At 69.1% G+C, this 24,791-nt stretch carries 29 protein-coding genes and 1 pseudogene; 23 read left to right on the forward strand and 7 right to left on the reverse strand.

Going from position 1 to position 24,791, the window contains the following annotated elements:
* The first annotated feature begins 12 nt into the window (after nucleotides 1-12).
* The 6 genes and pseudogenes from JKG67_RS14760 (at nucleotide 13) to JKG67_RS14780 (ending at nucleotide 3,508) form a co-directional block, all read left to right on the forward strand.
* Nucleotides 13-912: a hypothetical protein gene (locus JKG67_RS14760; protein ID WP_203338095.1), complete on the forward strand. Its 900-nt coding sequence runs from the start codon at nucleotides 13-15 to the stop codon at nucleotides 910-912.
* A gap of 104 nt (nucleotides 913-1,016) precedes the next feature.
* A pseudogene (locus tag JKG67_RS19310) lies at nucleotides 1,017-1,200 on the forward strand (IS256 family transposase); the annotation flags it as partial.
* A 126-nt stretch (nucleotides 1,201-1,326) separates the two neighbouring features.
* Complete coding sequence (locus JKG67_RS14765) at nucleotides 1,327-1,476, forward strand: 16S rRNA (uracil(1498)-N(3))-methyltransferase (RefSeq protein ID WP_307816584.1); 150 nt, start codon at nucleotides 1,327-1,329, stop codon at nucleotides 1,474-1,476.
* Between the two features lie 46 nt (nucleotides 1,477-1,522).
* Nucleotides 1,523-2,683, forward strand: a complete 1,161-nt coding sequence (locus JKG67_RS14770) for a hypothetical protein (RefSeq protein WP_203338096.1) — start codon at nucleotides 1,523-1,525, stop codon at nucleotides 2,681-2,683.
* A gap of 11 nt (nucleotides 2,684-2,694) precedes the next feature.
* Nucleotides 2,695-3,036 carry a hypothetical protein gene (locus JKG67_RS14775; RefSeq protein WP_203338097.1) on the forward strand — a complete coding sequence of 114 codons (342 nt, stop codon included), beginning with the start codon at nucleotides 2,695-2,697 and terminating at the stop codon, nucleotides 3,034-3,036.
* Nucleotides 2,999-3,508 (forward strand): hypothetical protein, encoded by a 510-nt coding sequence (locus JKG67_RS14780; protein ID WP_203338098.1) that lies wholly within the window; start codon nucleotides 2,999-3,001, stop codon nucleotides 3,506-3,508. The genes JKG67_RS14775 and JKG67_RS14780 overlap by 38 nt, the downstream gene beginning before the upstream one ends.
* Here the strand turns inward: JKG67_RS14780 and JKG67_RS14785 are convergent.
* Together JKG67_RS14785 and JKG67_RS14790 are read right to left on the reverse strand one after the other, a co-directional pair.
* Nucleotides 3,498-4,505: a Gmad2 immunoglobulin-like domain-containing protein gene (locus JKG67_RS14785; protein ID WP_203338099.1), complete on the reverse strand. Its 1,008-nt coding sequence runs from the start codon at nucleotides 4,503-4,505 to the stop codon at nucleotides 3,498-3,500. The two genes, JKG67_RS14780 and JKG67_RS14785, sit on opposite strands and share 11 nt — an antisense overlap.
* The gene (locus tag JKG67_RS14790; RefSeq protein WP_203338100.1) at nucleotides 4,502-5,050 is read right to left on the reverse strand and encodes a SigE family RNA polymerase sigma factor; all 549 of its coding nucleotides are present in this window, start codon (nucleotides 5,048-5,050) and stop codon (nucleotides 4,502-4,504) included. The genes JKG67_RS14785 and JKG67_RS14790 overlap by 4 nt, the downstream gene beginning before the upstream one ends.
* Before the next feature lie 103 nt (nucleotides 5,051-5,153).
* Here JKG67_RS14790 and JKG67_RS14795 point away from each other — a divergent pair, with 103 nt between their 5' ends.
* The 12 genes from JKG67_RS14795 (at nucleotide 5,154) to era (ending at nucleotide 15,376) form a co-directional block, all read left to right on the forward strand.
* On the forward strand, nucleotides 5,154-5,513 hold the full coding sequence (locus JKG67_RS14795; RefSeq protein WP_203338101.1) for a histidine triad nucleotide-binding protein: 360 nt from the start codon (nucleotides 5,154-5,156) through the stop codon (nucleotides 5,511-5,513).
* Nucleotides 5,514-5,616: 103 nt separating this feature from the next.
* Nucleotides 5,617-6,648 (forward strand): PhoH family protein, encoded by a 1,032-nt coding sequence (locus JKG67_RS14800; RefSeq protein ID WP_203338102.1) that lies wholly within the window; start codon nucleotides 5,617-5,619, stop codon nucleotides 6,646-6,648.
* Nucleotides 6,645-7,118 carry an rRNA maturation RNase YbeY gene (ybeY, locus tag JKG67_RS14805; protein ID WP_203338103.1) on the forward strand — a complete coding sequence of 158 codons (474 nt, stop codon included), beginning with the start codon at nucleotides 6,645-6,647 and terminating at the stop codon, nucleotides 7,116-7,118. Before JKG67_RS14800 ends, ybeY begins: the two co-directional genes overlap by 4 nt.
* 1 nt (nucleotide 7,119) lies before the next feature.
* Entirely contained in the window at nucleotides 7,120-8,442 is a 1,323-nt protein-coding gene (locus tag JKG67_RS14810; RefSeq protein ID WP_203338104.1) for a hemolysin family protein, read from the forward strand.
* Complete coding sequence (locus JKG67_RS14815; protein WP_203338105.1) at nucleotides 8,435-8,785, forward strand: cytidine deaminase-like protein; 351 nt, start codon at nucleotides 8,435-8,437, stop codon at nucleotides 8,783-8,785. The genes JKG67_RS14810 and JKG67_RS14815 overlap by 8 nt, the downstream gene beginning before the upstream one ends.
* A complete protein-coding gene (locus JKG67_RS14820; protein WP_203338106.1) occupies nucleotides 8,782-9,390 on the forward strand; it encodes an HAD family hydrolase in 609 nt (202 codons plus the stop codon). Before JKG67_RS14815 ends, JKG67_RS14820 begins: the two co-directional genes overlap by 4 nt.
* A gap of 144 nt (nucleotides 9,391-9,534) precedes the next feature.
* Nucleotides 9,535-9,936: a VOC family protein gene (locus JKG67_RS14825; RefSeq protein WP_203338107.1), complete on the forward strand. Its 402-nt coding sequence runs from the start codon at nucleotides 9,535-9,537 to the stop codon at nucleotides 9,934-9,936.
* A gap of 19 nt (nucleotides 9,937-9,955) precedes the next feature.
* On the forward strand, nucleotides 9,956-10,867 hold the full coding sequence (locus JKG67_RS14830) for an alpha/beta hydrolase (RefSeq protein WP_203338108.1): 912 nt from the start codon (nucleotides 9,956-9,958) through the stop codon (nucleotides 10,865-10,867).
* A gap of 85 nt (nucleotides 10,868-10,952) precedes the next feature.
* Nucleotides 10,953-12,386 carry an FAD-binding oxidoreductase gene (locus JKG67_RS14835; RefSeq protein WP_203338109.1) on the forward strand — a complete coding sequence of 478 codons (1,434 nt, stop codon included), beginning with the start codon at nucleotides 10,953-10,955 and terminating at the stop codon, nucleotides 12,384-12,386.
* Nucleotides 12,383-13,651 carry an SAM-dependent methyltransferase gene (locus JKG67_RS14840; protein WP_203338110.1) on the forward strand — a complete coding sequence of 423 codons (1,269 nt, stop codon included), beginning with the start codon at nucleotides 12,383-12,385 and terminating at the stop codon, nucleotides 13,649-13,651. Before JKG67_RS14835 ends, JKG67_RS14840 begins: the two co-directional genes overlap by 4 nt.
* Nucleotides 13,652-13,676: 25 nt before the next feature.
* On the forward strand, nucleotides 13,677-14,462 hold the full coding sequence (locus tag JKG67_RS14845) for a siderophore-interacting protein (protein WP_203338111.1): 786 nt from the start codon (nucleotides 13,677-13,679) through the stop codon (nucleotides 14,460-14,462).
* On the forward strand, nucleotides 14,459-15,376 hold the full coding sequence (gene era / locus JKG67_RS14850) for a GTPase Era (protein ID WP_203338112.1): 918 nt from the start codon (nucleotides 14,459-14,461) through the stop codon (nucleotides 15,374-15,376). Before JKG67_RS14845 ends, era begins: the two co-directional genes overlap by 4 nt.
* Here the strand turns inward: era and JKG67_RS14855 are convergent.
* Nucleotides 15,348-16,058, reverse strand: coding sequence for an NUDIX hydrolase (locus JKG67_RS14855; RefSeq protein WP_203338113.1), 711 nt, complete (start codon nucleotides 16,056-16,058; stop codon nucleotides 15,348-15,350). The two genes, era and JKG67_RS14855, sit on opposite strands and share 29 nt — an antisense overlap.
* A gap of 92 nt (nucleotides 16,059-16,150) precedes the next feature.
* Between JKG67_RS14855 and JKG67_RS14860 the strand changes: the two genes are divergently transcribed.
* Together JKG67_RS14860 and JKG67_RS14865 are read left to right on the forward strand one after the other, a co-directional pair.
* Entirely contained in the window at nucleotides 16,151-17,191 is a 1,041-nt protein-coding gene (locus JKG67_RS14860) for an SPFH domain-containing protein (RefSeq protein ID WP_203338114.1), read from the forward strand.
* A complete protein-coding gene (locus tag JKG67_RS14865; protein ID WP_203338115.1) occupies nucleotides 17,188-18,069 on the forward strand; it encodes a diacylglycerol kinase catalytic domain-containing protein in 882 nt (293 codons plus the stop codon). Before JKG67_RS14860 ends, JKG67_RS14865 begins: the two co-directional genes overlap by 4 nt.
* Nucleotides 18,070-18,073: 4 nt before the next feature.
* On the opposite strand, the gene JKG67_RS14870 is transcribed toward JKG67_RS14865, so the two are convergent.
* Entirely contained in the window at nucleotides 18,074-18,886 is an 813-nt protein-coding gene (locus tag JKG67_RS14870; protein ID WP_307816585.1) for a septum formation family protein, read from the reverse strand.
* 219 nt (nucleotides 18,887-19,105) lie between these two features.
* On the opposite strand from JKG67_RS14870, the gene JKG67_RS14875 reads away from it, so the two are divergent.
* Nucleotides 19,106-19,606: a hypothetical protein gene (locus tag JKG67_RS14875; RefSeq protein ID WP_203338116.1), complete on the forward strand. Its 501-nt coding sequence runs from the start codon at nucleotides 19,106-19,108 to the stop codon at nucleotides 19,604-19,606.
* Between the two features lie 53 nt (nucleotides 19,607-19,659).
* Here the strand turns inward: JKG67_RS14875 and JKG67_RS14880 are convergent, their stop codons facing one another.
* Complete coding sequence (locus JKG67_RS14880) at nucleotides 19,660-20,154, reverse strand: NAD(P)H-dependent oxidoreductase (RefSeq protein WP_203338117.1); 495 nt, start codon at nucleotides 20,152-20,154, stop codon at nucleotides 19,660-19,662.
* A gap of 159 nt (nucleotides 20,155-20,313) precedes the next feature.
* On the opposite strand from JKG67_RS14880, the gene leuA reads away from it, so the two are divergent.
* A complete protein-coding gene (gene leuA, locus JKG67_RS14885; protein ID WP_203338118.1) occupies nucleotides 20,314-22,044 on the forward strand; it encodes a 2-isopropylmalate synthase in 1,731 nt (576 codons plus the stop codon).
* Between the two features lie 6 nt (nucleotides 22,045-22,050).
* Here leuA and JKG67_RS14890 read toward each other — a convergent pair whose 3' ends face one another.
* Nucleotides 22,051-22,536, reverse strand: a complete 486-nt coding sequence (locus JKG67_RS14890; RefSeq protein ID WP_203338119.1) for a gluconokinase — start codon at nucleotides 22,534-22,536, stop codon at nucleotides 22,051-22,053.
* Between the two features lie 42 nt (nucleotides 22,537-22,578).
* Between JKG67_RS14890 and JKG67_RS14895 the strand changes: the two genes are divergently transcribed.
* A complete protein-coding gene (locus JKG67_RS14895; protein ID WP_203338120.1) occupies nucleotides 22,579-23,274 on the forward strand; it encodes a FadR/GntR family transcriptional regulator in 696 nt (231 codons plus the stop codon).
* Between the two features lie 22 nt (nucleotides 23,275-23,296).
* On the opposite strand, the gene JKG67_RS14900 is transcribed toward JKG67_RS14895, so the two are convergent.
* The gene (locus JKG67_RS14900; RefSeq protein WP_203338121.1) at nucleotides 23,297-24,751 is read right to left on the reverse strand and encodes a GntP family permease; all 1,455 of its coding nucleotides are present in this window, start codon (nucleotides 24,749-24,751) and stop codon (nucleotides 23,297-23,299) included.
* Nucleotides 24,752-24,791: the final 40 nt, after the last annotated feature.

Genomic DNA, 24,791 nt, shown 5'->3' on the forward strand with positions numbered 1-24,791 from the left:
AACGCCGAAGGCATGGACGACCGTGCAGCGTTCGCCGCCGCGATCCACGCCGCCGCCGAGGAGATCGCACCCCGCTACATCTGGGCCAAGCGCGGCTATGTCCCACAGTCCGGCCGCGGGCTGTGGATCTGGTCGCGCCCCATCCCGATGTGGGTCAACCCCGACACCGGCAAGAAGTGCGACAAGGACACCCCCGGCGCGGTCCGCAAGACCGTTTTCCGCACCGAGCAGACCTACCGCGCAGCCGACGTCACCAACGACCAGGACGAGACCGCCGAGACCGCCTACGCCGCACCGGAGTTGCCCGCGGGGGAGGCCCGCGAGGTCTTCAAGCGGATCGCAGCATGGATCACCGTCCAGGGCTGGACCGTCACCCGCACCGGCAAAGACATGCGCGAGGGCGGCTACACCATCCACGCCACCCGGCAGATCGTCGTCCATGGCGGACTGGCCGAGTGGGCAGCCGTCGAAACCCTGGCCCACGAGGTTGCCCACGCGCTGCTCCACGGAGCCGAGGAAGACCGGCCCTACGCCGGAGAGCACCGCGGCGACATGGCAGCCAAAGCCGAAGCGGTCGCGTTCGGGATCCTGACCGCCTACGGGCAGGGCGACCCAGCCCGAGGCTCGGCCCGCTACGCCGCCGAGTGGACCCGCGACCCCGAGCGGGTCGCGGTGGCCTACGAGCGCGTCAGCCACGTGCTCGACGCCGTGGCCGCGTCGCGTTCGGTGCCGAAGAGGTCACCGTCGCCGAATCCGCCAAATGACCTTCGACTGGACGACGAAGCGACCTTCAGCACACCGCGTCATTGGCGAGACATGGCCGGAGGCGAGGACGACCAGAGTGAACTGTTCTGGGAGTTCATCGATGAGATCATGACTAAGTGGCAACGACGCCAACGCCGTCTGAGATGAGCCAGAAGCCCCTCTTCTGATCAGGTGGGGTCTGTCAGGAATTTTGTGTAACCGCATCGGCGTGATGCCACGGGCTGGGTCCGTGGCAGAAGGAGCATCACGTCATGAACGAGCACGAGTCTGAGACTACGACGTTGCCAGCGGTGAGGGAGCCGGACATGGTTCGGCTCGCCGAGGAGTTGGTGGCTTCGGCCACCGATCGCGGTCTGGCCCTGACGGGTGAGGGTGGGCTGTTGACCGAGTTGACCCGCAAGGTGCTGGGAGTCGGCGCTGGAGGCCGACCTGAGTTGGGTCAATCGGGTTGGTGCCTTTCGGTCGGGTCTTGCAGAGCGTTGAGGATCGCGGCCTCGTCGGGGCCGATTGCGGGCGGGATCGTGATGATCACCCCCAACTCAGGGCATCGACGAGGTCGTGGTGGGTCCCGAGGGCGGTCTCGCGCCAGCCGAGCTGGCCGCCTTCGCCGAGGTCGGCGTGGAGTCGGTCCACCTCGGGGTCGAGGTGTTGCGCGCCTCCACTGCCAGGTTGGCCGCGGTCGCCGCCCTGCTCAGCCGGACCCGGGGCTGAGTTTAAGATCGCCCACGACTGGTGACCTGTTGTCTCGGGAGGAAAGATGTCTGAATTTCATGTCGACTATGACGCGTTGGATCGGCTGCAGTTGCTGCTGAACCGCGCGGCCGCGGATGCGGGTGCCATCAAGAACCATCTCGCTCCCCTTGAGCACCTCAAGGCCGGGGGATCCGGACACCTGGACGGGGCAGCGCATACCGAGGTGATCGGATCGATCATGTCTTGGATGGAGAGTCTCGGCCGGGTGTATGCGAGTACGTCGACCGGTGTTGACGATGCCGCGAGGTACTACCGGGAGGCCGACGAGGCGATCGCCCGTGACTTCGACTCCACCGAGTTCCCGGCAGGTCAGGACATGACTGAGTTCCGCCGGCACCTGGGGTTGTGGCCGATCGACTCGCATGATTCCGCTGCGCAGTTCAACGACGTCGGCGATCCTCGCAGTCATGTGTCGACCTACGTCGACCCCGGGGCGTATGAGGACGAGAGCCGGATGAGTGACCTCAACTGGTACGACGCCTTCAGCATCAGTGCTTGGGCCAACTCGATGATCACTGAGGCATCTCAGGTGCTGGTCTGGCTGGGCATCAGGGATCGGCGTTTCAATCCGCTCGAGGAGCTCTTCCGGCCGTTCGTCGGTGACTGGTCGAGTGTGCGTGCCACGAGTGAGGCGTTGAGCAACGTCTCACTCGCCAATCACGAACTCGGGCTCAATGTCCGGTGGGCGGGACAAGGGTGTGAGGTGGCCTGGGTCGGGAACGCAGGCAACAGTGCCGCGAGGTTCCTGCTGAATTCGGCGAAGCCGCCCACGGACTCCATGACACCTCTGGCTGAACTCTCCGCGGCCTACCTCGCGGTGACGAACGACATGATCCAACTCCGCACCGGCCTGGTGGGCCTGTACGGGACAGCCATCGACACCGCAGTCGAGGTCGCCATTGCCGGAGCCGTCGCCGGAGGGGCTACCGCTTCCGGGGTGGGTGCTCCGGTGGGTGGTCTGGCCGCCCTGTACGCCGCGTACAAAGCGTCGCGCTTGGCGCAGTACATCACGCAGTTGCTGACCTACATCAGTGCCTTGGAGGCCTCGCTGGATCTGTTCAAGTCGATGTTGTCCAAGTGGACCCGGGCTGGTCTGTCGGTCGAACTACCGCCGCTGCCGGATTCGGAGTTCCCCCCGAGCAGACTGCCCGTACCCACCAACTGAGAGGAGGCGCGATGGATGACGAGGACCGGATCCCCCAGAGCCCTGAAGAGTTCATGGCCGCTGTCCGGGGCACCCAGTATGAGGAGTTCTTTCGGGATGAAGGCGAACTCGACCGATTGTTCGTCAGGCTTCTGAGCAGCGCTGACGATGAGATGGCTAAGGAAGTCAGCCATGGTCTGCGGGATGGTTCCCTGACCCCGCGAGCGATCGCCAGCGGTTCTGCCTACCAGGAGTTCCTCGCCTCAAGTGTGACGAAGTTGGGGGACACCGACTTCAAGGCGGTGTTCCGGGAGTTGGCGGCCCAGCAGCGAGTCCATGACCAGCACAAGAGCAGCGACGATCGTGAGGAGTGAGTCCTCACGCCGGAAGCGACTGCTCGGAGCCCTCCTGATCGTCGTAGGTGCGGCTGCGCTGTTGGTCTATCTGGCTGGTCACCTGGTCACCCCGCTGGTCAGTGACCACCTCTCTCCGAAGGCGGAGGCGTCCTGGTCCGGCGAGCAGATGTACGTCTACCCGACCCATCGGACCCAGTGCCACCTAGAGGGGCACGATGCCGCCGAGTTCTCCATCGGGGCACACCGCGGGCCCGGCGCCATCCGCCGCAACGGGGGGCAGTTCAGGCACACGCAGGCGGTCCTCCAGGTCCGCGGCCGGTGGGTGCCCGCAGCGGACGCTGGGGGCACGTTGTCCTGCTCGCGCGGAGTCTGGATCGCGCGCGGCCCGGCGGTACTGCTGCCCCGCTACGCCGACCTCGGTGCCTTCGTCGTGTTTCCGAGCCTGATCCTGATGCTCGGCGGGGCAGCGCTACGCCGACTCACTCGATGACGAACGTCCGCGTGTCCACGAACGCACCGGGCCCCTCGCCGTCGGACGGGTCGTCGGTGCTCACCTCGAGCACGTAGGTGCCCGGCTCCAGCGCGGAGACGTCGATGTCGTCGCCGTACGGGTAGAGCTGCTCCAGCCAGCCCTCGGCGGCGAAGAAACCGGCGTCCACCTCGGTGCCGTCGGCGAGGATCCGCCACGGCACGGTGGCCTCGAAGGAGCTGGCCACGCCGTTGACACGCAGCGTGCCCCCGGAGACGGTGCTGCCCTCGGCCGGGTCGGAGATCGACACCAGGGACAGCACGCTCATCCACTCGCCCTCGGCCAGTGGCTCCGAGGTGGGCTGACCGAACACCTCGGCCACCGGGTTGCCGCCGGCCATGAACTGCACCGGGAGGCGCTGACCGATGGCCGCCTGAGCGGTGTAGATCACCTGCTCCAGAGCCTGGGAGGCCTCGTTGCTGTCGGCCACGTCCGAGGCGCTGGGCACCGAGTCCAACTCGATCCGGATCTGGTCGCCGTCCTCGGTCGCCGACAGCACCTCGGTGCCCGGCCACGGGCTCCAGTAGTCAGGGTCATTCGGCGTGCCCTGCACGGCGGCCCGCACTGCGGCCAGCAGGTGCGTCTCGTCGGAGACCTGCTGGAACTCGCGGTAGAGCCGCACCCCCATCGGGGTGTCACCGAGGTAGTAGACGGCTGCAGTGAACGTCTCGTGCACCGGGTCGGGCTCCGGCTCCGGGTCGGGGGTCGGCTCCTGGGTGGTGGTCGGGTCACTGGTCGGTGGCAGCGGCTCGGGCGAGCCGAACATGCCGCCCGCCCAGGCGATGCCGGCGATGACGGCGGCCGTGCCGATCACCGACGCTGCGATCACAGCGAACTTGCTGCTGGCCATGGGGTCCTCCTTGGTCGTGGTGCTGGCGCGGATCGCGGACAGCCTGTCGGTCGGGGTCACGTCTGCGACGGCGTCGTGCAGCAGTCGGCGCAGTTGGTCGTCGTTCATCGTTCCTCCAGCAGGGTGTGGGGGAGGAGATCGCGCAGCGCAGCCGCGCCGCGAGAGGCATGCGTCTTCACCGATCCCCGGGACACGCCCAGAGTGTCGGCGATCTCAGATTCGGAGAGATCCAGATAGTGCCGCAGCACCAACACCTCGCGTTGGCGCCTCGGGAGCTGACCGAGCGCCGCCAGCACCGCATCCCGGCGTGCCTCGCGGAGTACGGCGGCGTCGGCGGACTCCTGGTGGTCGAGGCGATGCCGGGCCTGCTCGAGTTGCCGCTCGACGACCTTGCGGTGCCGCAACAGCGAGCGGCAGCCGTTCACCACCGAGGTGCGCAGGTAGCCCGCCGCGCGGCCGTGGTCGTCGAGCCGTGACCAGCGCCGATGCAACGCAATGAAGGCGTCCTGGACGACCTCCTCGCCGACCCCGGTCTCGCCGGTGAGCAGCACGGCCAGGCGCACCAGCTCAGGCCAGTGCGCGGCGTACAACTCGGTGACCGCCGCGTCCGCGTCCACGGCGGAGCGACGGGCGGGTCGCGGTTGTTCGACCATCCAGACTCCTGCTCGGGGGGACGGTTGTGAAGCTCTCACGCTACTGACACGCATCGGGCCTCGCATCGGTTGACACGCGGTTGGCTGCGCCTAGGCTGGAGACATGACCCCTCCAGCAGCCAAGGACGACTGCCTCTTCTGCCGGATCGTGAAGGGGGAGGTGCCGGCCGACGTCGTGCACGCGGGGGAGACCACGATCGCGTTCCGGGACATCAACCCGCAGGCACCGACGCACGTGCTGGTGATCCCGAGCAGCCACTACGCGAATATCGCCGAACTCGCCCAGTGGGAGCCCGGAGCCGTCACGGAACTCTTCGCCACCGCCGCCGAGGTGGCCGAGTCCGAGGGCCTGGGCGATCAGTACCGGCTGGTGTTCAACACCGGTGCGGAGGCGGGGCAGGCCGTCTTCCACACCCACATGCACGTCCTCGGCGGGCGACCGTTGAACTGGCCCCCCGGCTGAGCGGGAGCGGGCGGGCGAATTCGACTCGTGGCCCGGACCGGTGCGGACGTAACATGGGGGTGCCAACGTCTTCGCACCAGAAAGGCAGCCCATCCCGGGCCTCATGACTGATTCACAGCGCAGTGGCACTCCGCGGACCGGCACCCGTCACGTGGTGGTGGTGCCCAACAGCATCAACATGGTGAGCCTGCTCGGGCCGGCCGACGAGCACCTGGCCGCGATCGAGAAGGCCTTCGACGCCGACGTACACGTGCGAGGCAACCGGATCCAGATGGCCGGCGACCCGGCCGAGGTGGCGCTCGCCGAACGACTCCTCGACGAACTCGTCACCATCATCCGCACCGGCCAGCCGGTCACCGCCGAGACCGTGGAGCGGGTGATCGGCATGCTCCGCGCCGAGACCTCCGAGCGTCCGGCCGAGGTGCTCAGCCTCAACATCCTCTCCAACCGTGGCCGCACGATCCGCCCGAAGACCCTGAACCAGAAGCGCTACGTCGACGCGATCGACAAGCACACCATCACCTTCGGCATCGGCCCCGCGGGCACCGGCAAGACCTATCTGGCGATGGCCAAGGCGGTGCAGGCGCTGACCTCCAAGGAGGTCAACCGGATCATCCTGTCCCGCCCGGCCGTCGAAGCCGGTGAGAAGCTCGGCTTCCTGCCCGGCACGCTCTCGGAGAAGATCGACCCCTACCTGCGGCCGCTGTACGACGCGCTGCACGACATGATCGACCCCGAGTCGATCCCCAAGCTGCTCGCCGCCGGGACGATCGAGGTGGCGCCGCTGGCCTACCTGCGTGGGCGGTCCCTCAACGACTCGTTCATCATCTTGGACGAGGCCCAGAACACCACGCCCGAGCAGATGAAGATGTTCTTGACCCGACTCGGCTTCGGCTCCAAGATCGTGGTCACCGGTGACATCACCCAGACCGACCTGCCCGGCGGCGTGAAGTCCGGGCTGCGGGTCGTCGAGGGGATCCTCGACGGTCTCCGGGACATCTCCTTCAACCGGCTCACCGCCCACGACGTGGTCCGGCACAAGCTGGTCGGACACATCGTGGCGGCGTACGACGACTTCGACGCGCGGGCCGAGGCCCTCACCGAGGCACGCGGTGTCCGGGAGGATCGTCGGTGACGATCGAGGTGATGAACGAGTCCGGGATGGATGTCGATCTGCGGATGCTGTCGCAGTTGGCCCGGTTCGTCATGGACACGATGCGGGTGCACCCGCAGGCCGAGTTGTGCATCAAGGCGGTCGACGAGCCGACCATCGCCGAGCTCAACCAGCAGTGGATGGACAAGCAGGGTCCGACCGACGTGCTCGCCTTCCCGATGGACGAACTGCGGCCCGGCCGGGTCGGCGAGGAGCCCGAGGAGGGAGTGCTCGGCGACCTGGTGCTCAGTCCGGCTGTGGCGCGCAGGCAGGCCGAGGACCGGGTGCTCGCCGGGCACGCCGGCTACACCGCAGAGGCCGAGCTCGAACTGCTGGTCACCCACGGGGTGCTGCACCTGCTCGGCTACGACCACGCCGAACCGGAGGAGCACGCAGTGATGTTCGGACTGCAGGACGAACTGCTGGCCCAGTGGCGGGCCCGGGGCGCCTGAGGTGCCCACGATCTGGTTGCTCGGCTGCGCCGTCCTGCTGATCCTGCTCGCCGGGCTGCTGGCGGCCGCCGATGCCGCCTTGGCTTCGTTCTCCAAGGCTCGCGCCGAAGAACTGCGCGACGAAGGTCGAGTCGGCGGCCGCTGGCTGGTCCGGCTGCTCGAGGACTCGCCGAGGATCCTCAACACCGCACTGCTGCTGCGGCTGCTGGCCGAGGTCACCGCGATCGTGCTGGTGACCCTGCACCTGCACGACTACTTCGATGGCGACTTCTGGCCGGCGGTCTTCGCCGCAGCAGGGGTCATGGTGGTGATCTCCTTCGTGGTGCTCGGGGTCGCGCCACGGACCCTGGGGCGGCAGCACGATGACCGGGTGGCCCTGCTCGCCGCCGGGCCGCTGGTGGCGCTGACCTGGGTGCTGGGCCCGATCCCGAAGGTGCTGATCGCCGTGGGCAACGCGATCACCCCCGGCCGCGGCTTCTCCGAGGGCCCGTTCTCCACCGAGACCGAGCTGAGGGAGATGGTCGACATCGCCGAGGCGGCCGCGGTGATCGAGGCCGAGGAGCGGCGGATGATCCACTCCGTCTTCGAGCTCGGTGACACCACCGTGCGTGAGGTGATGGTGCCGCGTCCCGAGGTCGTCTTCATCGAGGACTTCAAGAACCTGCGCCAGGCGCGGTCGCTCTTCCTGCGCAGCGGATTCAGCCGGGTGCCGGTGGTCGGCGAGAACCTCGACGACGTACGCGGCTTCGCCTATCTCAAGGACGTCGCCCGGCGTGACTTCGAGGACGCCGACGCGGAGGTGAGCGAGCGGATCGACTCGGTGATGCGGGAGGCCTTCTTCGTCCCGGACAGCAAGCCGGTCGATGATCTGTTGAAGGAGATGCAGGCCAGGCGGCGGCACATTGCGGTGGTGGTCGACGAGTACGGCGGCACTGCCGGGATCGTGACCATCGAGGACGTGCTCGAGGAGATCGTCGGTGAGATCACCGACGAGTACGACGAGGAGGCTGCCGACGTGGAGCGGCTGGCCCCCGACGTGGTCCGGGTGCCGGCGCGGTTCCCCATCGACGACCTCGACGAGGTCCTCGGGGTGGCCGTCGACGACGACGAGGTGGACTCGGTGGGCGGCCTGATGGCCAAGCACCTCGGCCTGGTGCCCCTGCCCGGGTCCAGCGTCGACGCCCACGGCCTGCGGTTCGTGGCCGAGGGGATGGTCGGGCGCCGCAAGCGGATCGCCACCGTCCTGGTGCGGGTGCTCGATCCAGAAGGCGAGGACGCCGCGGATGTCGCTGCCGGCGATGACTACGCTGAGGCGCATGACTGACGCCGTGGAGTTGAGCGCCGAGGACACCAAACTGGTCACCCTGGCCCGGGCGACCCGGGCTCGGGTGCGGTCCGAGGAAGCTGCCGCGGTGCGGGACCAGGACGGTCGTACCTACGCAGCGGCGACGGTGGACCTGCCCTCCCTGAAGGTCTCCGCGATCGCCGGCTGCGTGGTGATGGCCCTGGCAGCGGGCGCGACCACCCTGGAAGCGGTGGTGGTGCTCGGTGAACACGACACGGTGGCCGAGCCGGATGTGGCGTTGGTGCGGGAGTTCGGCGGCACCGGCATCCCCGTGCACCACGGCGACCCCCGCGGACGGATCACCGGCACCCTGGTCTCATGAGCCGACCGTCCATCGGCTTCGACCTGGACATGACCCTGATCGACACCGTGCCGGGGTTCGGCGCTGTGTTGCGGGCACTGGCGCTCGAACTCGACGTGGTGTTGCCGGTGGAGGAGTTGACCAGTCGACTCGGGCCACCCCTGGAGATGATGCTGGCGCCGTATCTGCCCGAGGGTGAGGTGGCGGCTGCCAGTGACCGGTTCCGGGCGTTGTATCCCACCCATGCGATCACCTCTGTGCCGTTGCTGCCCGGTGCCCACGCCGCGTTGGCTGCGGTGCGGTCGCGGGGTGGGCGGAACGTGCTGGTCACCGGCAAGTACCCGGCCAACGCACAACTTCACGTGGATCACCTCCAGCTCGACGTGGATGTCCTGGAAGGGTGGGTCTGGGGGATCGGGAAGGCCGAGGTGTTGCGCAGAGAGGGCGTGGCGGCGTACGTCGGGGATCACGTCCACGACGTGGAGGGGGCGCTGGCGGCCGGAGTGGTGAGTGTCTCGGTGCTCACCGGCGGCTGCACCCGCGCCGAACTCCTCGATGCCGGCACCGACGTGGTGCTGGACTCCCTGGAGGAGTTCCCCGACTGGTTCTCCGACTTCACCCGCTGACCCCCGCATTCCCGTGCATTCAGCACCAAGAACGGGCCAGATCACAGCCACAATGCACGGGAATCGACGGGTGAGGCGCGGCCACCGGACAGTGGCTGTCCGGGATCGCTGGAGAAATCAGTGCCAGCGGGCAAGCATGGGCGCATGGCTCTTCGCTGGTACACCGTGGTCATCGACTGTCGCGACGTCGCCGCCCAGGCCCGCTGGTGGGCGCAGGCGCTGGACTGGAAGCCGATCTATGAGGCTGAGGACGAGGTGGTGCTGGTGCCGTCGTGGGTGGATGACGAGGCGCTGAGTTCCACTCCTTGGCAACGCGTCCCACCGGGGCTGGTCTTCGTGCCGGTCCCGGAGGGCAAACAGGTCAAGAACCGACTCCACCTCGATCTGGCCCCGCACATCACCGACGACCGCGAGGCCGAGATCGACCGGCTGCTGTCCCTGGGCGCCACCCGGGTGGACGTCGGTCAGCGCGACGACACCTCCTGGGACGTGCTGGCCGACCCGGAGGGCAACGAGTTCTGCGTGCTGTCGTCGCGGGAGAACTGAGCCCGGCTATGGTCTGGCCATGCCTGTGGACCCTCAACTCGTCCCGATCCTTCAGCTCATCGAGAGCGGGACACCCCTTCATGAACTCGGCCCCGACGAAGCGCGCGGTTCCTTCCGCAAGCTGACCGTGGAGATGCGGGCACCCGACAGCGTGGTCCCGGTCGAGTCGGTGGCCGACACCACCGTGGCCGGGGCGGCGGGCGTCCTCCCGGCCAGGGTCTACCGGCCGGACGCCGACGGCCCGGTGCCGACCGTGGTACTCCTGCACGGGGGCGGCTTCGTGATCGGGGACCTGGACACCCACGACAACATGGCCAGGTCGATCTGCCGGGGCGCTCAGTCGGTGGTGGTCTCGGTCGACTACCGGCTCGCCCCCGAGGCCCGGTTCCCGGCCGCCGCCGAGGACGCGATCGCCGCCACCGCCGACGTTCAGCGGCGACTCGCCGAGTTCGGCGGCAACGACGTACTCGCGGTGGCTGGTGACTCCGCCGGTGGCAACCTGTCCGCGGTGACCGCCCAGCACGTGCCCGGCATCGCCGCTCAACTGCTGATCTACCCGGCCACCGACGTGCTCGGTGACTACCCGTCCCGGGTCGAGAACGCCACCGGCTATTTCCTCGACGAGCCCACGATGGCCTGGTTCATCGGCCAGTACGTCGAGGCCGACACTGATCTGCTTGACCCGCGGCTCTCCCCGCTGCGCGGCGACCTCGCCGATCTGCCGCCGGCGGTGGTGGTGACGGCCGAGTTCGACCCGCTGCGAGACGAGGGCATCGCGTACGCCGAGGCGCTGTCCGCCGCCGGGACCGACGTCTGGCAGCACACCTGGCCCGGCCTGATCCACGGCTTCTTCGACATGGGCCCCTGGTCGGCCGCCTGTCAGACCGCGATCGACGAGACCATCGCCCGGTTCGCCACGCTACTGCGCTGACCCGGGGCCCTGGCCGGTCGCACGCGGGACCTGCCCAGCCGGAAAGGGGTAGGAAACCCCGGCGACATTCGCTACCGTCGATGCAATGACGTCGTCGGGGACGTGGGAGGAGCACGCGGCAGCCGTTGAGCGGCTGCGCGCGTCGTACGCCGCGCTGCCCGAGGATGCGCCGGTCCGGATCGCCAAGCGCACCTCGAACCTCTTCCGCCCGCGTGCCGCCACCGGCGTGCCCGGACTCGACGTGGTCGGGTTGTCGTCGGTGATCGAGGTCGACGCCGACGCCCGCACCGCCGACGTCCAGGGCATGTGCACGTACGAGGACCTCGTCGACGCGACCCTCCCGCACGGGCTGATCCCGCTCGTCGTCCCGCAACTGCGCACCATCACCCTCGGCGGCGCGGTCACCGGCCTGGGCGTCGAGGCCACCTCGTTCCGCAACGGACTGCCGCATGAGTCGGTGCTGGAGATGGACGTGTTCACCGGTGCCGGCGAGGTGGTCACCGCCCGGCCCGACAACGAGCACGCCGACCTGTTCCGCACCTTCCCCAACTCCTACGGGTCCCTCGGGTACGCCGTCCGGCTCCGGATCGCGCTCGAAGCGGTCCCGGACCGGGTCGAGCTCCGACATGTCCGCTTCGACACCTCCGCCGCGCTCACCGAGGCCGTACTCCGCATCGCCGAGGATCGGAGCTGGGACGGCGTTCGCGTGGACGGACTCGACGGAGTCGCCTTCGGCCCCCACGAGCTGTACCTGACCCTGGCCACCTGGACCGACCGCGACGGACCCACCAGCGACTACACCGGCCCACAGATCTACTACCGGTCGATCCAGACCCGTAGCACCGACCTGCTGACCATGCACGACTACCTGTGGCGCTGGGACACCGACTGGTTCTGGTGCTCGGGCGCGTTCGGGCTGCACAACCCACGGATCCGGCGGCTCTGGCCGCGTCGCTGGCGTCGTTCGGACGTCTACCACCGGCTGGTCGGGCTGGACCGCCGACTGAAGGTCATGGATCGCCTCGACGCCCGTGCGGGTCGTCAGCCCCGCGAGCACGTGATCCAGGACGTCGAGGTGCCGGCCGAGCACCTGCCCGAGTTCCTGGCCTGGTTCGACGAGCACGTCGGGATGACCCCGGTATGGCTCTGCCCGTTGCGGGTCTCGACAAGCTCGACCGGCGAGGGAGACTCGACCGGCGAGGGAGACTCGACCGGCGAGGGAGACTCGACCGCGCACCCGTGGCCGTCGTACCCGCTGCGTCCCGGCACCACCTACGTCAACGTCGGCTTCTGGGGGGTGGTCCGCGTCGATGACCCGACCGAGGCGCCGACCAACCGGGCGATCGAGGCAAAGGTGCACGAGCTCGACGGCCACAAGTCGCTCTACTCCGAGGCCTTCTACGACCGCGACACCTTCGACGGACTCTACGACGGCGCCAACCTGGCGACCGTGAAGAAGCGCTACGACCCCGACGACAGATTGACCACTCTCTACGACAAGGCGGTGAGACGACGATGACGATCCGGATCGGTGAGGCCGTCGAGGCGCTGGTGCCCGACGGGATGCCGCTGCGGTTCACGGCGTACGACGGGAGTGCGGTGGGTCCAGACGATGCCCCCGTCGCTCTGCACCTGCGCAACGAACGCGGGCTCGAGTACCTGATGACGGCCCCCGGCGACCTGGGCATGGCCCGCGCCTACGTGCGCGGCGACATGGTCGCCGAAGGGGTGCACCCGGGTGACCCGTACCTGTTGGTGGCCGCCCTGGCCGGGGTGCGGTTCCAGCTCCCCGGACCGGCCGAACTGGTGCGACTGATCCGTGGCCTGGGCCTCAACCACCTCAAGCCGCCGCCGGTCCCGCCCCAGGAGCACCTGCCGCGCTGGCGGCGGGCGATCGAAGGGCTGCGGCATTCGATGAGCCGGGACGCAGAGGTGATCAGTCACCACTACGACGTCTCCAACCGGTTCTACGAGATGGTGCTCGGCCCGTCCATGACCTACACCTGCGCCGTGTACGAGACCGAGGACGCCACCTTGGAGGAGGCTCAGGCCGCCAAGTACGACCTGATCTGCCGCAAGCTCGACCTCCAGGCAGGCCAGCGGCTGCTCGATGTCGGCTGTGGCTGGGGTGGCATGGTCCGCTTCGCCGCCCGGGAGTACGGCGTCCGGGCGCTGGGCGTCACCCTGTCCAGGCAACAGGCCGACTGGGGAAAGCAGGCCATCGACTCCGAAGGACTCGGGGACCTGGCCGAGATCCGGCACCTGGACTACCGGGACGTGATCGAGGCCGACTTCGATGCGGTCAGTTCGATCGGGCTGACCGAGCACGTCGGGGTGCGCAACTACCCGGCGTACTTCAGTCACCTGCGGGACCGGCTCAAGCCTGAGGGACGGCTGCTCAACCACTGCATCACCCGACCGCACAACCGGCCTCAGGAGACCGGCGCCTTCATCGACCGCTACGTCTTCCCGGACGGGGAACTCACCGGGTCGGGACGGATCGTGACCGCCGCCCAGGACGTCGGACTGGAGGTGCAGCACGCGGAGAACTTCCGGGTCCACTACGCCCGCACGTTGGCCGGGTGGTGTCGCAACCTGGTGGCCAACTGGGACGAATGTGTGGCGGAGGTCGGTGAGGGCACCGCGCGGGTGTGGGGTCTCTACATGGCCGGCTCCCGATTCGGGTTCGAGCGCAACGAGATCCAGCTGCACCACGTGCTGGCGACCCGGACCGACGGAACGGGGCGGAGCGGCTACCCGTTGCGGCACAGCTTCGGTGCCTGAGGCCCACCCCGGCTAGGCTCACCCGGTGAGCACCCGGGCCCAGCAGCATGTCGTCGACGTGATCGAGCGGCGACAGCTCTCGAACCACCTGGTGCGACTGGTCCTCGGCGGCCCGGGGCTGTCCACGTTCACCAGCACCGGCATCCCCGACGAGTGGGTCGGGCTGATCGTGCCGGGTCAGTTCCAGAGCCGCTACTACACCGTCACTGCGCTCGACGACGAGCACCTGGTGGTCGACGTGGTGGTGCACCAGGAAGGCCTGGTCACCAGTTGGGCGGTCGGCGACTGTGTGGGCGACCAGGTGACGATCACCGACCCGAAGGGCTCGTTCGCGATGCCCGACGACGCCGGCTGGCTGCATCTGGTCGGCGACCTGACCGCGATGCCTGCTCTGGCCCGGATCCTCACCGAGGTCGGTGACCGGGTGCCTACCCGGGTGTGGTGCGAGGTGCCCGACGACCTGACCGGCTACCTGCCCGAGGGTGCGGACGTGACCTGGTCCGCGCCCCCGGCCGACCAGGACAGCGCCTTGGCCGCCCTCGTCGAGGAGATCGACTTCCCGGCTGGCCCGGGCTACTTCTGGATGGCGGGGGAGTCGGCGCAGATGCGGGCGATCCGCAAACACCTGATGCGCGTGGTCAGGCTCGCATCGACCCAGTACGACGTGATGGGCTACTGGCGCGGCGGCGGCCAGAGACGACAGCCCCGAGCCGTGGATCCGGGTCCGATCTGGTCCGCCGGCAAGGCGGCGGGCAAGAGCGACGAGCAGATCTGGGCCGACTACGACGCAGCCCAGGAGGCAGCCGAATGACCGAACATCGCAGTGGATTCGCCAGTTTCGTCGGCCGCCCCAACGCCGGCAAGTCGACGCTGACCAACGCGTTGGTCGGCACCAAGGTGGCGATCACCAGTTCGCGGCCACAGACCACGCGGACCGTGGTCCGGGGCATCGTGCACCGCCCGGACGCCCAGCTGATCCTGGTGGACACCCCCGGTCTGCACCGGCCGCGCACCCTGCTGGGGGAGCGGCTCAACGACCTGGTCAAGAGCACCTGGGGCGAGGTCGACGTGGTCGCCGTCTGCTTCCCCTGCGACCAGAAGATCGGACCCGGGGACCGGTTCCTGGTCGCCGAACTGGCGAAGGTGCGCGGCAGCATCAAGATCGCGGTCGCCACCAAGACCGACCTGGCCAGCGGCGAGCGGATCGCCGAGCACCTGATGGACATCGCCGAGGTCGGTCGCCAGAACGGCATCGACTGGGCCGAGGTGGTGCCGGTCTCTGCGGTGGCCGACGACCAGGTGCAACTGTTGGCCGACCTGCTGGTGGCGTTGATGCCCGAGGGGCCGCCGCTGTACCCCGACGGTGAACTCACCGACTCTCCCGAGGAGGCGATCGTCGGCGAACTGATCAGGGAGGCGGCGTTGGAGGGCGTGCGTGACGAACTGCCGCACTCGATCGCGGTGGTGGTCGAGGAGATGGGGTTGCGGGAGGGGCGTCCCGAGGACAAACCGCTGCTCGACATCCATGCGTCGGTGTTCGTGGAGCGCGACTCCCAGAAGGGCATCATGATCGGTCACAAGGGCTCCCGGCTGCGCACCGTCGGCACCGCGGCCCGGACCCAGATCGAGGCGATGCTCGGCACTCCGGTCTACCTGGACCTGAGGGTCCGGGTGGCCAAGGACTGGCAGCGTGACCCTAGGCAGTTGCGCCGGCTCGGCTTCTGATCAGGGGCGGGTGCAGCGTCTGGGCCGGGCCCACCCGGAACAACTGCGCGGGTCGGCCGCCCAGGCGTGTGGTGGTCTCGCCGGTGGCGATCAGGAACCCTTCTGCGGTGGTGACCTTGCGGTGGAAGTTCCGGGGGTCCAGGGGCTGACCCCAGACGATCTCGTAGACGCGCCGTAGTTCGGCCACGGTGAACTCGGCCGGGCAGAAGGCGGCGGCCAGCGGGGAGTACTCCAGTTTGGCTCTGGCCCGTTCGACGCCGTCGGCCAGGATCTGGGCATGGTCGAAGGCGAGCTGTTCGGACGTCAGTTCGTCGACGGGGCGCCACTGCGCGTCGGCGGCGTCGGAGCCGGCGCGGGGACTGGGCAGGTCGGGTGCCAGGGCCAGGTGGGCCACCGTCACCACCCGCATCCGGGGATCTCGGCCGGGGTTCCCGTAGCTGCCGAGCTGCTCGACGTGCACCACGGCGGGGCTCAGCCCGGTCTCCTCCTCGAGCTCCCGGGCGGCGGCGTCGGCGAGTGACTCGTCGGGGTGGACGAAGCCGCCGGGCAGGGCCCATCGGCCTTCGAAGGGCGGTGCGCCGCGTCGTACGCCCAGCACGCACAGGGTGCCGTCCCGCACGGTCAGCACCACAAGGTCCACGGTGACCGCGAAGGGTGGATGGTCGGACGCGGCGTACTCCATGGCCACACCCTACTACTTATCGTCGCCTTGACGAGAGCCATTGATTCAGTTATCGTCAATCTCACGATAACTAGGAGGAGAGGGGTCCCCCGATGGCTGACATCACCCGCTATCCGTTCCGCCGCCACCTGCGCGGCAACGCCACCACCCACATCCAGGTGGTACGCCGTGGCAAGGTCGCCAAGCAGGGCGTCGGGGCGTCGTTCTGGTTCCGGCCACTGAGCACCGTGCTGACCGAGGTGCCCGTCGACGACCGGGAGTTGCCGCTCTTCTTCCACGCCTGGACGGCCGACTTCCAGGACCTGACGGTCCAGGCCACGGTGAGCTTCCGGTTCGCCGACCCGGCACTGGTCGCCCGACGGGTCGACTTCTCGATCGACCAGGTCGACGGCGTCTGGCGCAGCAACCCACTGGACCAGGTCGCCGGGCTCCTCACCGAGACCGCCCAGCAGTATGCGCTGGATCAGATCGCCGGCAGCACTCTGACCGAGGCGATGCGCGCCGGCGTCGGCCCGGTCCGGGACGCGATCGCGGCCGGTCTCGGTGCCGACGAACGACTCGAGGACACCGGGATCGCGGTGATCGGAGTCCGGGTCGTCGCCCTGCGACCAGAACCGGAGTTGGAGAAGGCGCTGCTCACCCCGACCCGCGAACAGGTCCAGATCGAGGCGGACCGGGCCATGTACGAACGCCGCGCCGTGGCCGTCGAGCGTGAGCGGGCGATCGGTGAGAACGAACTGCAGACCCAGATCGAGCTGGCCAGACGCGAGCAGCAACTGGTGGCCCAACGCGGCACCAACGCCCAGCGCGAGGCGACCGAGCGGGCCGCGGCGGACCGGATCGCCGTCGAGTCGGAGGCCGACCGGGTGCGGGCGATGGCGGACGCCCACGCCGAGGCCGAGCGGACCACCGGCCTGGCGCTGGCTGAGGCCGACGCGGCCCGGCTGGAGGCCTATCGCGATCTCCCCGAGCACGTGCTGCTCGGGCTGGCTCTGAAGGAGTTGGCCAGCCAACTGCCCCAGATCGACCACCTCGTCCTCACCCCGGACCTGTTGGCGCCGGTGCTGGCCAGAATCGGCGTCGGCCGCCCCGTCTCGGCGGGCGTCGGCCCCGCAGCCGCGGGGGAGTCGTGAGTCTCGCCCCCCGGGTCGTCGTGGTGCACCGGCGTACCGAGTTGGAGGAGTTGCTGGCTCGCCACGGGACCCTCGGCCAGGCCGCCTTCTTCCTGTCCAGCCGCGGCCGGGACCTGGCCGAGGTGCAGGCACGGCACGGAGCGACCCGGCGCGCCATCGACCGGGTCGCCGGCGCGATCCCGGTCGACTGGCGCCGGGGGGCCGTCGAACGGGCCGACCTCGACCGGTTCCTGTTCGCCCCGGGCGACATCGTGGTCGTCGTCGGACAGGACGGCCTGGTCGCCAACGTCGCCAAGTACCTCGACGGTCAGCCGACGATCGGGATCGACGTCGACCCGGGCCGGAACCCCGGGGTGCTGGTCCGCCATCGCCCGGACGCCGTCGACGACCTGCTGCGCCGCACCGACGAATGCCGCGAGCTCACCATGGTCGAGGCGACCTCGGACGACGGTCAGCGACTGGTCGCCCTCAACGAGGTGTTCGTGGGCCACCCCTCACATCAGACGGCCCGCTACCGGCTGGCCGCTCCCGCCGGCGGCGTCGAGCGCCAGGCATCGTCGGGCCTGATCGTGGCTTCGGGCACCGGCGCCACCGGCTGGTGCCGCTCCATCTGGGAGTCACGCCACAGCACCCGGCAACTACCCGGCCCGACCGAGCAGCGACTGGCCTGGTTCGTCCGGGAGGCGTGGCCGTCGCCGGCAACCGGCGTGGGTCAGGTCGAGGGCGAGCTGCTGACCGACGACGCGCTCACCGTCGAGGTCGAGTCGGACCGGCTGGTCGCCTTCGGCGACGGGATGGAGTCCGACGCGCTGTCGCTGTCGTGGGGGCAGCGGGTGCGGGTGGGGCTGGCGCCTCAACGGCTCCGACTCGTCGGGTGAGCGGTCACTGGCTGGTCTTGGCCCAGCAGACCGAACGCCGGTTGCCGACGCGCCACTGCGCCTCGTGGAACCAGGTGTAGCCGTACTCGAAGTCGAGCGGGTAGTTCATCCAGGCACCGACCGACTCGGAGCAGAAGTCCCGGGTGCGCACCTCCACCAGCGCATCGCCGGGGTACTCGTCGTCGTCGCGGCCGAGCCGGATGGTGGTGACGGCCCGCCAGTCGTGGTCGGCTGAGCAGGGCACCTTCACCGAGCCCTCCACGGTCGGCCCCACCGCGCAGGCCATCCACTCGTCCGGCGGCGGAGGCCTGAGCAGCCCCTTCGCGGTCTCCGGCAGCTCCACGAACTCCACGCTCTGGTCGCCGCCGCCGACCGCGTCGCAGCGATACCAGCGGGCCCCCGCTTCCCAGGCCTTCTCCGAGGGGCGGAACCAGGCCCAGCTCAGCATGCTGCGCATCACTGCGCTCTCGTCGGCACCCAGGAACTCCTCGAACGCCTCGCTGCACCGGCGGTAGGCGAAGTTCCCGAGCCGGCTGCTGTCATAGCTCTCCTCGACGAGGCGCTCCGGGAGCTCTCCGACGGCGTACGTCTCAGCCGTGTGCGGTTCCGCGCAGTCCACGATCCGAGTGGCGTTGCTCGGCTCGGCCACATCCTCGGGCGTGAGCATCCGGCAGGCCCCCAGCTCGGGCAGCTCCACCGAGTCCACCTGGTCGGGGTCGAGGTCCCGCTCCGTGGCGCCACCGCAGGCGGTCGTGCTGAACAGCGCCACCGCGGCCGCGACGGCAGCGGCGCGGACGGTACGGCCAACGGGTTGCACGGAGCCTCCTGCGAGAACGGTCCGGCCGATCGTACCCGCGCTCACTCACCCACCGGACGTGCCATCGACAGGTGGCCCGAAGTGGCTATGTACGCCGGGCCGTTCGGTGCCTAGCGTCAATGGGAGTGCGGTCGTGGGCTTCGGACGAGCCGCCGGATCACGGGGAAGATACGGGACCGCCCAATCGAAGAGGGTGAACCTGTCATGCGCAGAATGTGTGTGGCACTCATCGCTGCCCTGGTGGCAGTGATACTGGTCGGCACTCCGGCACACGCGGGGAACGGCCACTTCATCAAGAGCCAAACCTCGGCAAGCATGGACGCCAACGGCGTGCTGACGGTGAAGTTCAAGGAAGCCGGCCTTTCGTCCGGCAGCACGCAGGACATCACGATCGGCGCCACGATGAACGCCACCTACGCGTGCATCAACAACGGCGGCAACCAGCCGTCGGATCCCAAGAAGGAGCTGGTCACAGCCCATCCGACGGCCAGTGGAAGTTTCCCCGCCGCCAAGAACGGGCACGTCACCGGGGAGCTGAGCCTGGCGCCGGTGGCTGCGTCGGACGCCCTGTCCTGCCCGGGCGGGCAGACATCGACGCTGCTGGCGGTGAGTTGGTCGAACATCTGGGTCCGCGATGAGGACACCGGGGCCTATCTCGACATCCCCGGCACCTTCAGCGTGGACTTTGGTGCGCCCGGCAAGGGCAAGGGCAAGAAGTGAGGTACTGACCTAGATGAGGGCGACGGGCGACGCCGCGGCGCCGCCCGTCGTGGTCACTCGCTGAGCAGCGCGGCGATGGTGCCTCCCAACTCGTACGCCGCAGCCTCGGCCTCGGCGGTCACGTCACCCATCACCTCAAGCACGTCGTAGGCCTGCCGCCACCCCAACGCCCCGGTGATGGCCAGCACCGAGCGGACCGCGCCGGTGGTGTCGTACCGGCCATGCACGAGCAGGCCGAAGGGCCTCTTCGCTGTTGCACCGGCGCCTTCGCCCGACGCGCCGCCCGAGTCGTCCAGGGCGCCACCGACGCCCAGGAACGTGGAGTCGAAGAAGTGCTTCAGGGCCCCGGACATGTAGCCGAAGTTCGCCGGAGTGGCCAGCAGATAGCCGTCGGCAGCCAGCACGTCCTCGACGGTCGCCTCCAGCGCGGGACGCTCGCTGAGCTGCACCCCGGAGATCTCGTCGTCACCGGCGCCGGCGAGCAGCGCCGCCACCAGGGCACGCATCGAACGGGTCGGGGAGTGGTGCACCAGCAGCAGGCGGGACATGTCTCCACCTTAGGCGGGATGCGCTACCCTGAATCTGTCATGACGCGCGCGTTCCTGCTCCTTGGTCGCCGCAGCGAGGTCTGACTCGAGCCGGACCCCCTCGCTGCGGAGAGCGTGCTGCGCCCGGCGCCCTTGAACGAAACCCAGCCGAGGACTCTCATGACCGACCTGAGCAACACCGCCAACAATCAGACTCCGTCCGGGATGCCGGTGCGCCGGTACTCCCCGTTCGTGCCCGTCGACGTGCCGGACCGCACCTGGCCGACCAAGAAGATCGAGCGGGCGCCCCGCTGGCTCTCCACCGATCTGCGCGACGGCAACCAGGCGCTGATCGATCCGATGACGCCGGCCCGCAAGCTGAAGATGTTCGACCTGCTGGTGAAGATGGGCTACAAGGAGATCGAGGTCGGGTTCCCCAGCGCCAGTCAGACCGACTTCGACTTCGTGCGTCAGCTGATCGTCGAGGACCGGATCCCCGACGACGTACAGATCTCGGTGCTGACCCAGGCCCGCGAGGACCTGATCGAGCGGACCATCGCGTCCCTGGTCGGCGCACCGCGGGCCACTGTGCACCTCTACAACGCCACGGCGCCGCTGTTCCAGCGCGTCGTCTTCGGGGTCACCCCCGACGAGTGCCGGGGGATCGCGGTCCGCGGCACGGAGATGGTGATGAAGTACGCCGAGGAGTTGGTCGGCGACCTGGTCGGCAGCGAGCGTTTCGGCTACCAGTACTCCCCGGAGATCTTCACCCAGTCCGACACCGACTTCGCGCTGAGCGTCTGCGAGGCCGTCTCGGACGTGTGGCAGCCCGAAGCCGGCCGGGAGATCATCTTGAACCTGCCGGCCACCGTGGAGATGTCCACGCCGAACACCTACGCCGACCAGATCGAGTACTTCGGCCGCGGCCTGACCCGGCGCGAGCACTCCGCGATCAGCCTGCATCCGCACAACGACCGCGGCACCGCGGTGGCGGCCACCGAGCTCGCCCTGATGGCCGGCGCGGACCGGGTCGAGGGCTGCCTGTTCGGCCATGGGGAGCGGACCGGCAACGTCTGCCTGGTCACGCTGGGGATGAACCTGTTCAGCCAGGGCATCGACCCGCAGATCGACTTCTCCGACATCGACGAGGTGCGGCGGACCGTCGAGTACTGCACCACCCTGCCGGTGCACCCGCGTCACCCCTACGCCGGTGATCTGGTCTACACCGCCTTCTCCGGCTCCCACCAGGACGCCATCAAGAAGGGCCTGGAGGACCTGGACCGGCGAGCCGCCGAGCACGGCATCCCGGTCGGAGAGATCCCCTGGGAGGCGCCCTACCTGCCGATCGACCCCAAGGACGTCGGCCGCACCTACGAAGCGGTGATCCGGGTCAACTCCCAGTCCGGCAAGGGCGGAGTGGCCTACATCCTCAAGGCCGAGCACAAGCTGGAGTTGCCGCGTCGGGCCCAGATCGAGTTCAGTCGGGTGATCCAGGAGCACACCGACGCTGCCGGTGGTGAGGTGACGCCCGAGGAGATCTGGCGGGTCTTCTCCGCGGAGTACCTGGACCGGCAGGCGCCGCTGCAGTTGAACTCGGTGCACACCTCCTCGGCGGCCGGGGAGAAGGACCAGCTCAGCGTGCACGTCTTCGTCGACGGAGAGTCACGCACGCTCACCGGCGAGGGCAACGGGCCGATCGACGCGTTCGTGACGGCGCTGGGCGGCATCGGGTACGACGTACGAGTGCTCGACTACCACGAGCACGCGCTGTCGTCGGGCGGCGACGCCACCGCGGCGGCGTACCTCGAGTGCACGGTCGGCGACCAGGTGCTCTGGGGAGTCGGCCTGGACGCCAACATCGTCACCGCGTCCCTGAAGGCCGTCGTCTCCGCGGTCAACCGGTCCGTCTGACCGACCCTAGAGCCGGGTGAGCCAGGCGACGGCTCGGGCCGTCACCTGCTCCAGCGGCGCATCCACGTCGACCACCAGCCCGTCCTCGTCGTCCCGGAGCGATTCCAGGGTGGCGATCTGGGATTCCAGGAGGGACGTCGGCATGAAGTGCTCGCGCGACTCCATCCGGGAGGAGAGCACGTCGGGCGAGCCGACCAGGTGCACGAAGTAGGTTGGCCGGCCCGGCGTCGCCGAACGGAGAATGTCACGGTAGGGCACCCGCAGGGCTGAGCAGGTGAGCACCGTGGACACTCCCTCGGCGTCGCGGGCGGCCGTCCACTCGGCCAGCGCCCGTAACCACGGGAGCCGGTCGGAGTCGGTGAGCGGAATCCCGGCCGACATCTTCTCGATGTTCGCGTCCGGGTGGAAGTCGTCGCCTTCGGCGAGGACCAGGCCCAGGGTGGCGGCGAGGCCCTGGGCCACGGTCGACTTGCCGGTGCCCGAGACCCCCATCACCACCACGTGCAGCGGTCGTGGCTCGCTAGGCTGCGTGGCATGGTCACCTTGCACAGCGGCGTCCTCGACAGTCTCGGTCCGCGGATCGTGGACGGAGTCCTGCCGGCCGGCTCGGTGATCACGTTGGAGTGGCTGGGCCACGAGTTCGGGGTGTCCCGCACCATCGCTCGCGAGGTCGTCCAGGTGTTGGTCTCGATGGGCCTGGTCGAGAGTCGGCGCCGGACCGGGATCCGGGTCCTGCCCGAGCAGGAGTGGGACGTCTTCGATCCGGCGGTGTTGCGCTGGCGACTCGCCGGGGCCTCCCGAGCCGACCTGCTCAGGCAACTCTCCCAGTTGCGGGCCGTTGTCGAACCTTCTGCGGCCGCCCTGGCCGCCCGGCACGCCACCGAGGCGCAGCGCACGACCGTCGTCGACCTGGCCACCGCGATGGAGGACACCGGTGCCAGGGGTGACCTGGCAGCCTTTCTGGAGCACGATGTGGCCTTTCACCGGTTGCTCCTGGAGGCCTCGGGGAACGTGATGTTCGCGGGTCTGTGCGACGTGGTCGAGGAGGTTCTCCGGGGACGCACCGACCACCAGTTGATGCCTCCCGAGCCCAAGCCCGAGGCCCGCCGGTTGCACGCCATGGTGGCCGACGCGGTGGCGCAGGCGAGGCCGGACCTGGCCGAGGCAGCGATGACCGCGATCTGCACCGAGGTGCTCACCGAGATGACCTCACTGACCGGCCGAGACTGAGGACTGCAGCTCAGCGCCACAGTCACGCCAGCCCGATCAGTGCAGCCCCGCCCCAGAGCAGCGCCGCGCACCCGAAGGCGCTCAGCCCCAACGTCGTCTCCATCACCGTCCAGGTGCGCAGCGTGGTCTTCTCGTCCATCCCGAAGAACCGGCTGACCAGCCAGAACCCGGAGTCGTTCACGTGCGAGAGCACGGTGGCGCCGGCGGCGATCGCCATCACGATCAGCGCGATCCGGAAGTCGCCGAAGCCGGCCGCTGCCACCGGTGCGGCGATCAGTCCGGCGGTGGTGGTCAGCGCCACCGTGGCCGAGCCCTGCGCGACGCGCAGTGCAGTGGCGATCAGGAACGCCTGGAGCAGGAGGGGCATCCCCAGATCGGCCAAGGAGTCGGTGAGTGCCTGGCCGATCCCGCTGACGCGCAGGACGCCGCCGAACATGCCGCCGGCGGCGGTGATCAGGATGATCGAACAGATCGGTGCCAACGACTCGTCGAGGATCTTGCTGGTCTGGCTCATCGAGCCCTGCCGGCGGCCCAGCAGCGCGATGGCGGCGAGGAGGGTCGCCAGCAGCGCGATCGGAGTGTTGCCGATGAGTCGGAGGGCGTCGGTCAGCACCGACTGGCTGATCACCTCGGCCTGGATCAGAGTGGACGCTCCGGTGTTCAACGAGATCAACACCATCGGGGTCAGCAACAGGCCGAGCACCAGTGGGAACGATGGGGCGTCAGTGCGCCGCCGGGTCGCCACACCCGCACCGGAACCGGTCGAGGGGCCGTCACTGTCACGGACCGTGCCGTCGTTGTTGCGGACCTGCCCGAACAGGGCGGTGGGCACGTCGACCTGGATCCGGGCGCCGAGGAAGCCCGCCACCCGGTAGGCGCCGACGTACCAGGAGATGATCGCGACCGGGACACCGACGAGCAGGATCACGCCGATGTCGCCACCGAGGCTCACCCCAGCCGCGACCGGACCGGGATGCGGCGGGACCAAGGCGTGCATGGCGGCGAAGGCGCCGGCAGCCGGCAGTGCGTAGAGCAGCACCGATCCGCCGAAGCGGCGGGCCACGGTGAGGATGATCGGGAGGAAGACGACCAGACCGGCGTCGAAGAAGATCGGGAACCCGAAGATCAGCGCCGCCACTCCCAGGGCCATCGGAGCCCGGCGCTCACCGAACCGACCCACCAGGGTGTCGGCGAGCACCTGTGCACCGCCCGTGATCTCGAGCAGGCGGCCGAGCATCACCCCGAATCCGACCAACAGTGCCACCGCCCCCAGTGTGCTGTTGAACCCGAAGGCGAGTGCGGCCGGGATGTCGGCCACCGGGATGCCGGCGGCCAGGGCCGTGAGCACGCTGACGAGCACCAGCGACACGAACGCGTGCAGGCGCAGTTTCATGATCAGCACGAGCAGCGTGGCGACGGCGCCAGCGGCGATGAGCAGCAGCACGGCGGCGCCGTATGCGGGGGTGATTGCTTCCACGTCGGTGTCTCCTGGATCCGGGCGCCTCCGGTGTGATGGC

The sequence above is a fragment of the Nocardioides limicola genome (genome assembly GCF_016827675.1).
Taxonomy (GTDB): Bacteria; Actinomycetota; Actinomycetes; order Propionibacteriales; family Nocardioidaceae; genus Nocardioides; species Nocardioides limicola.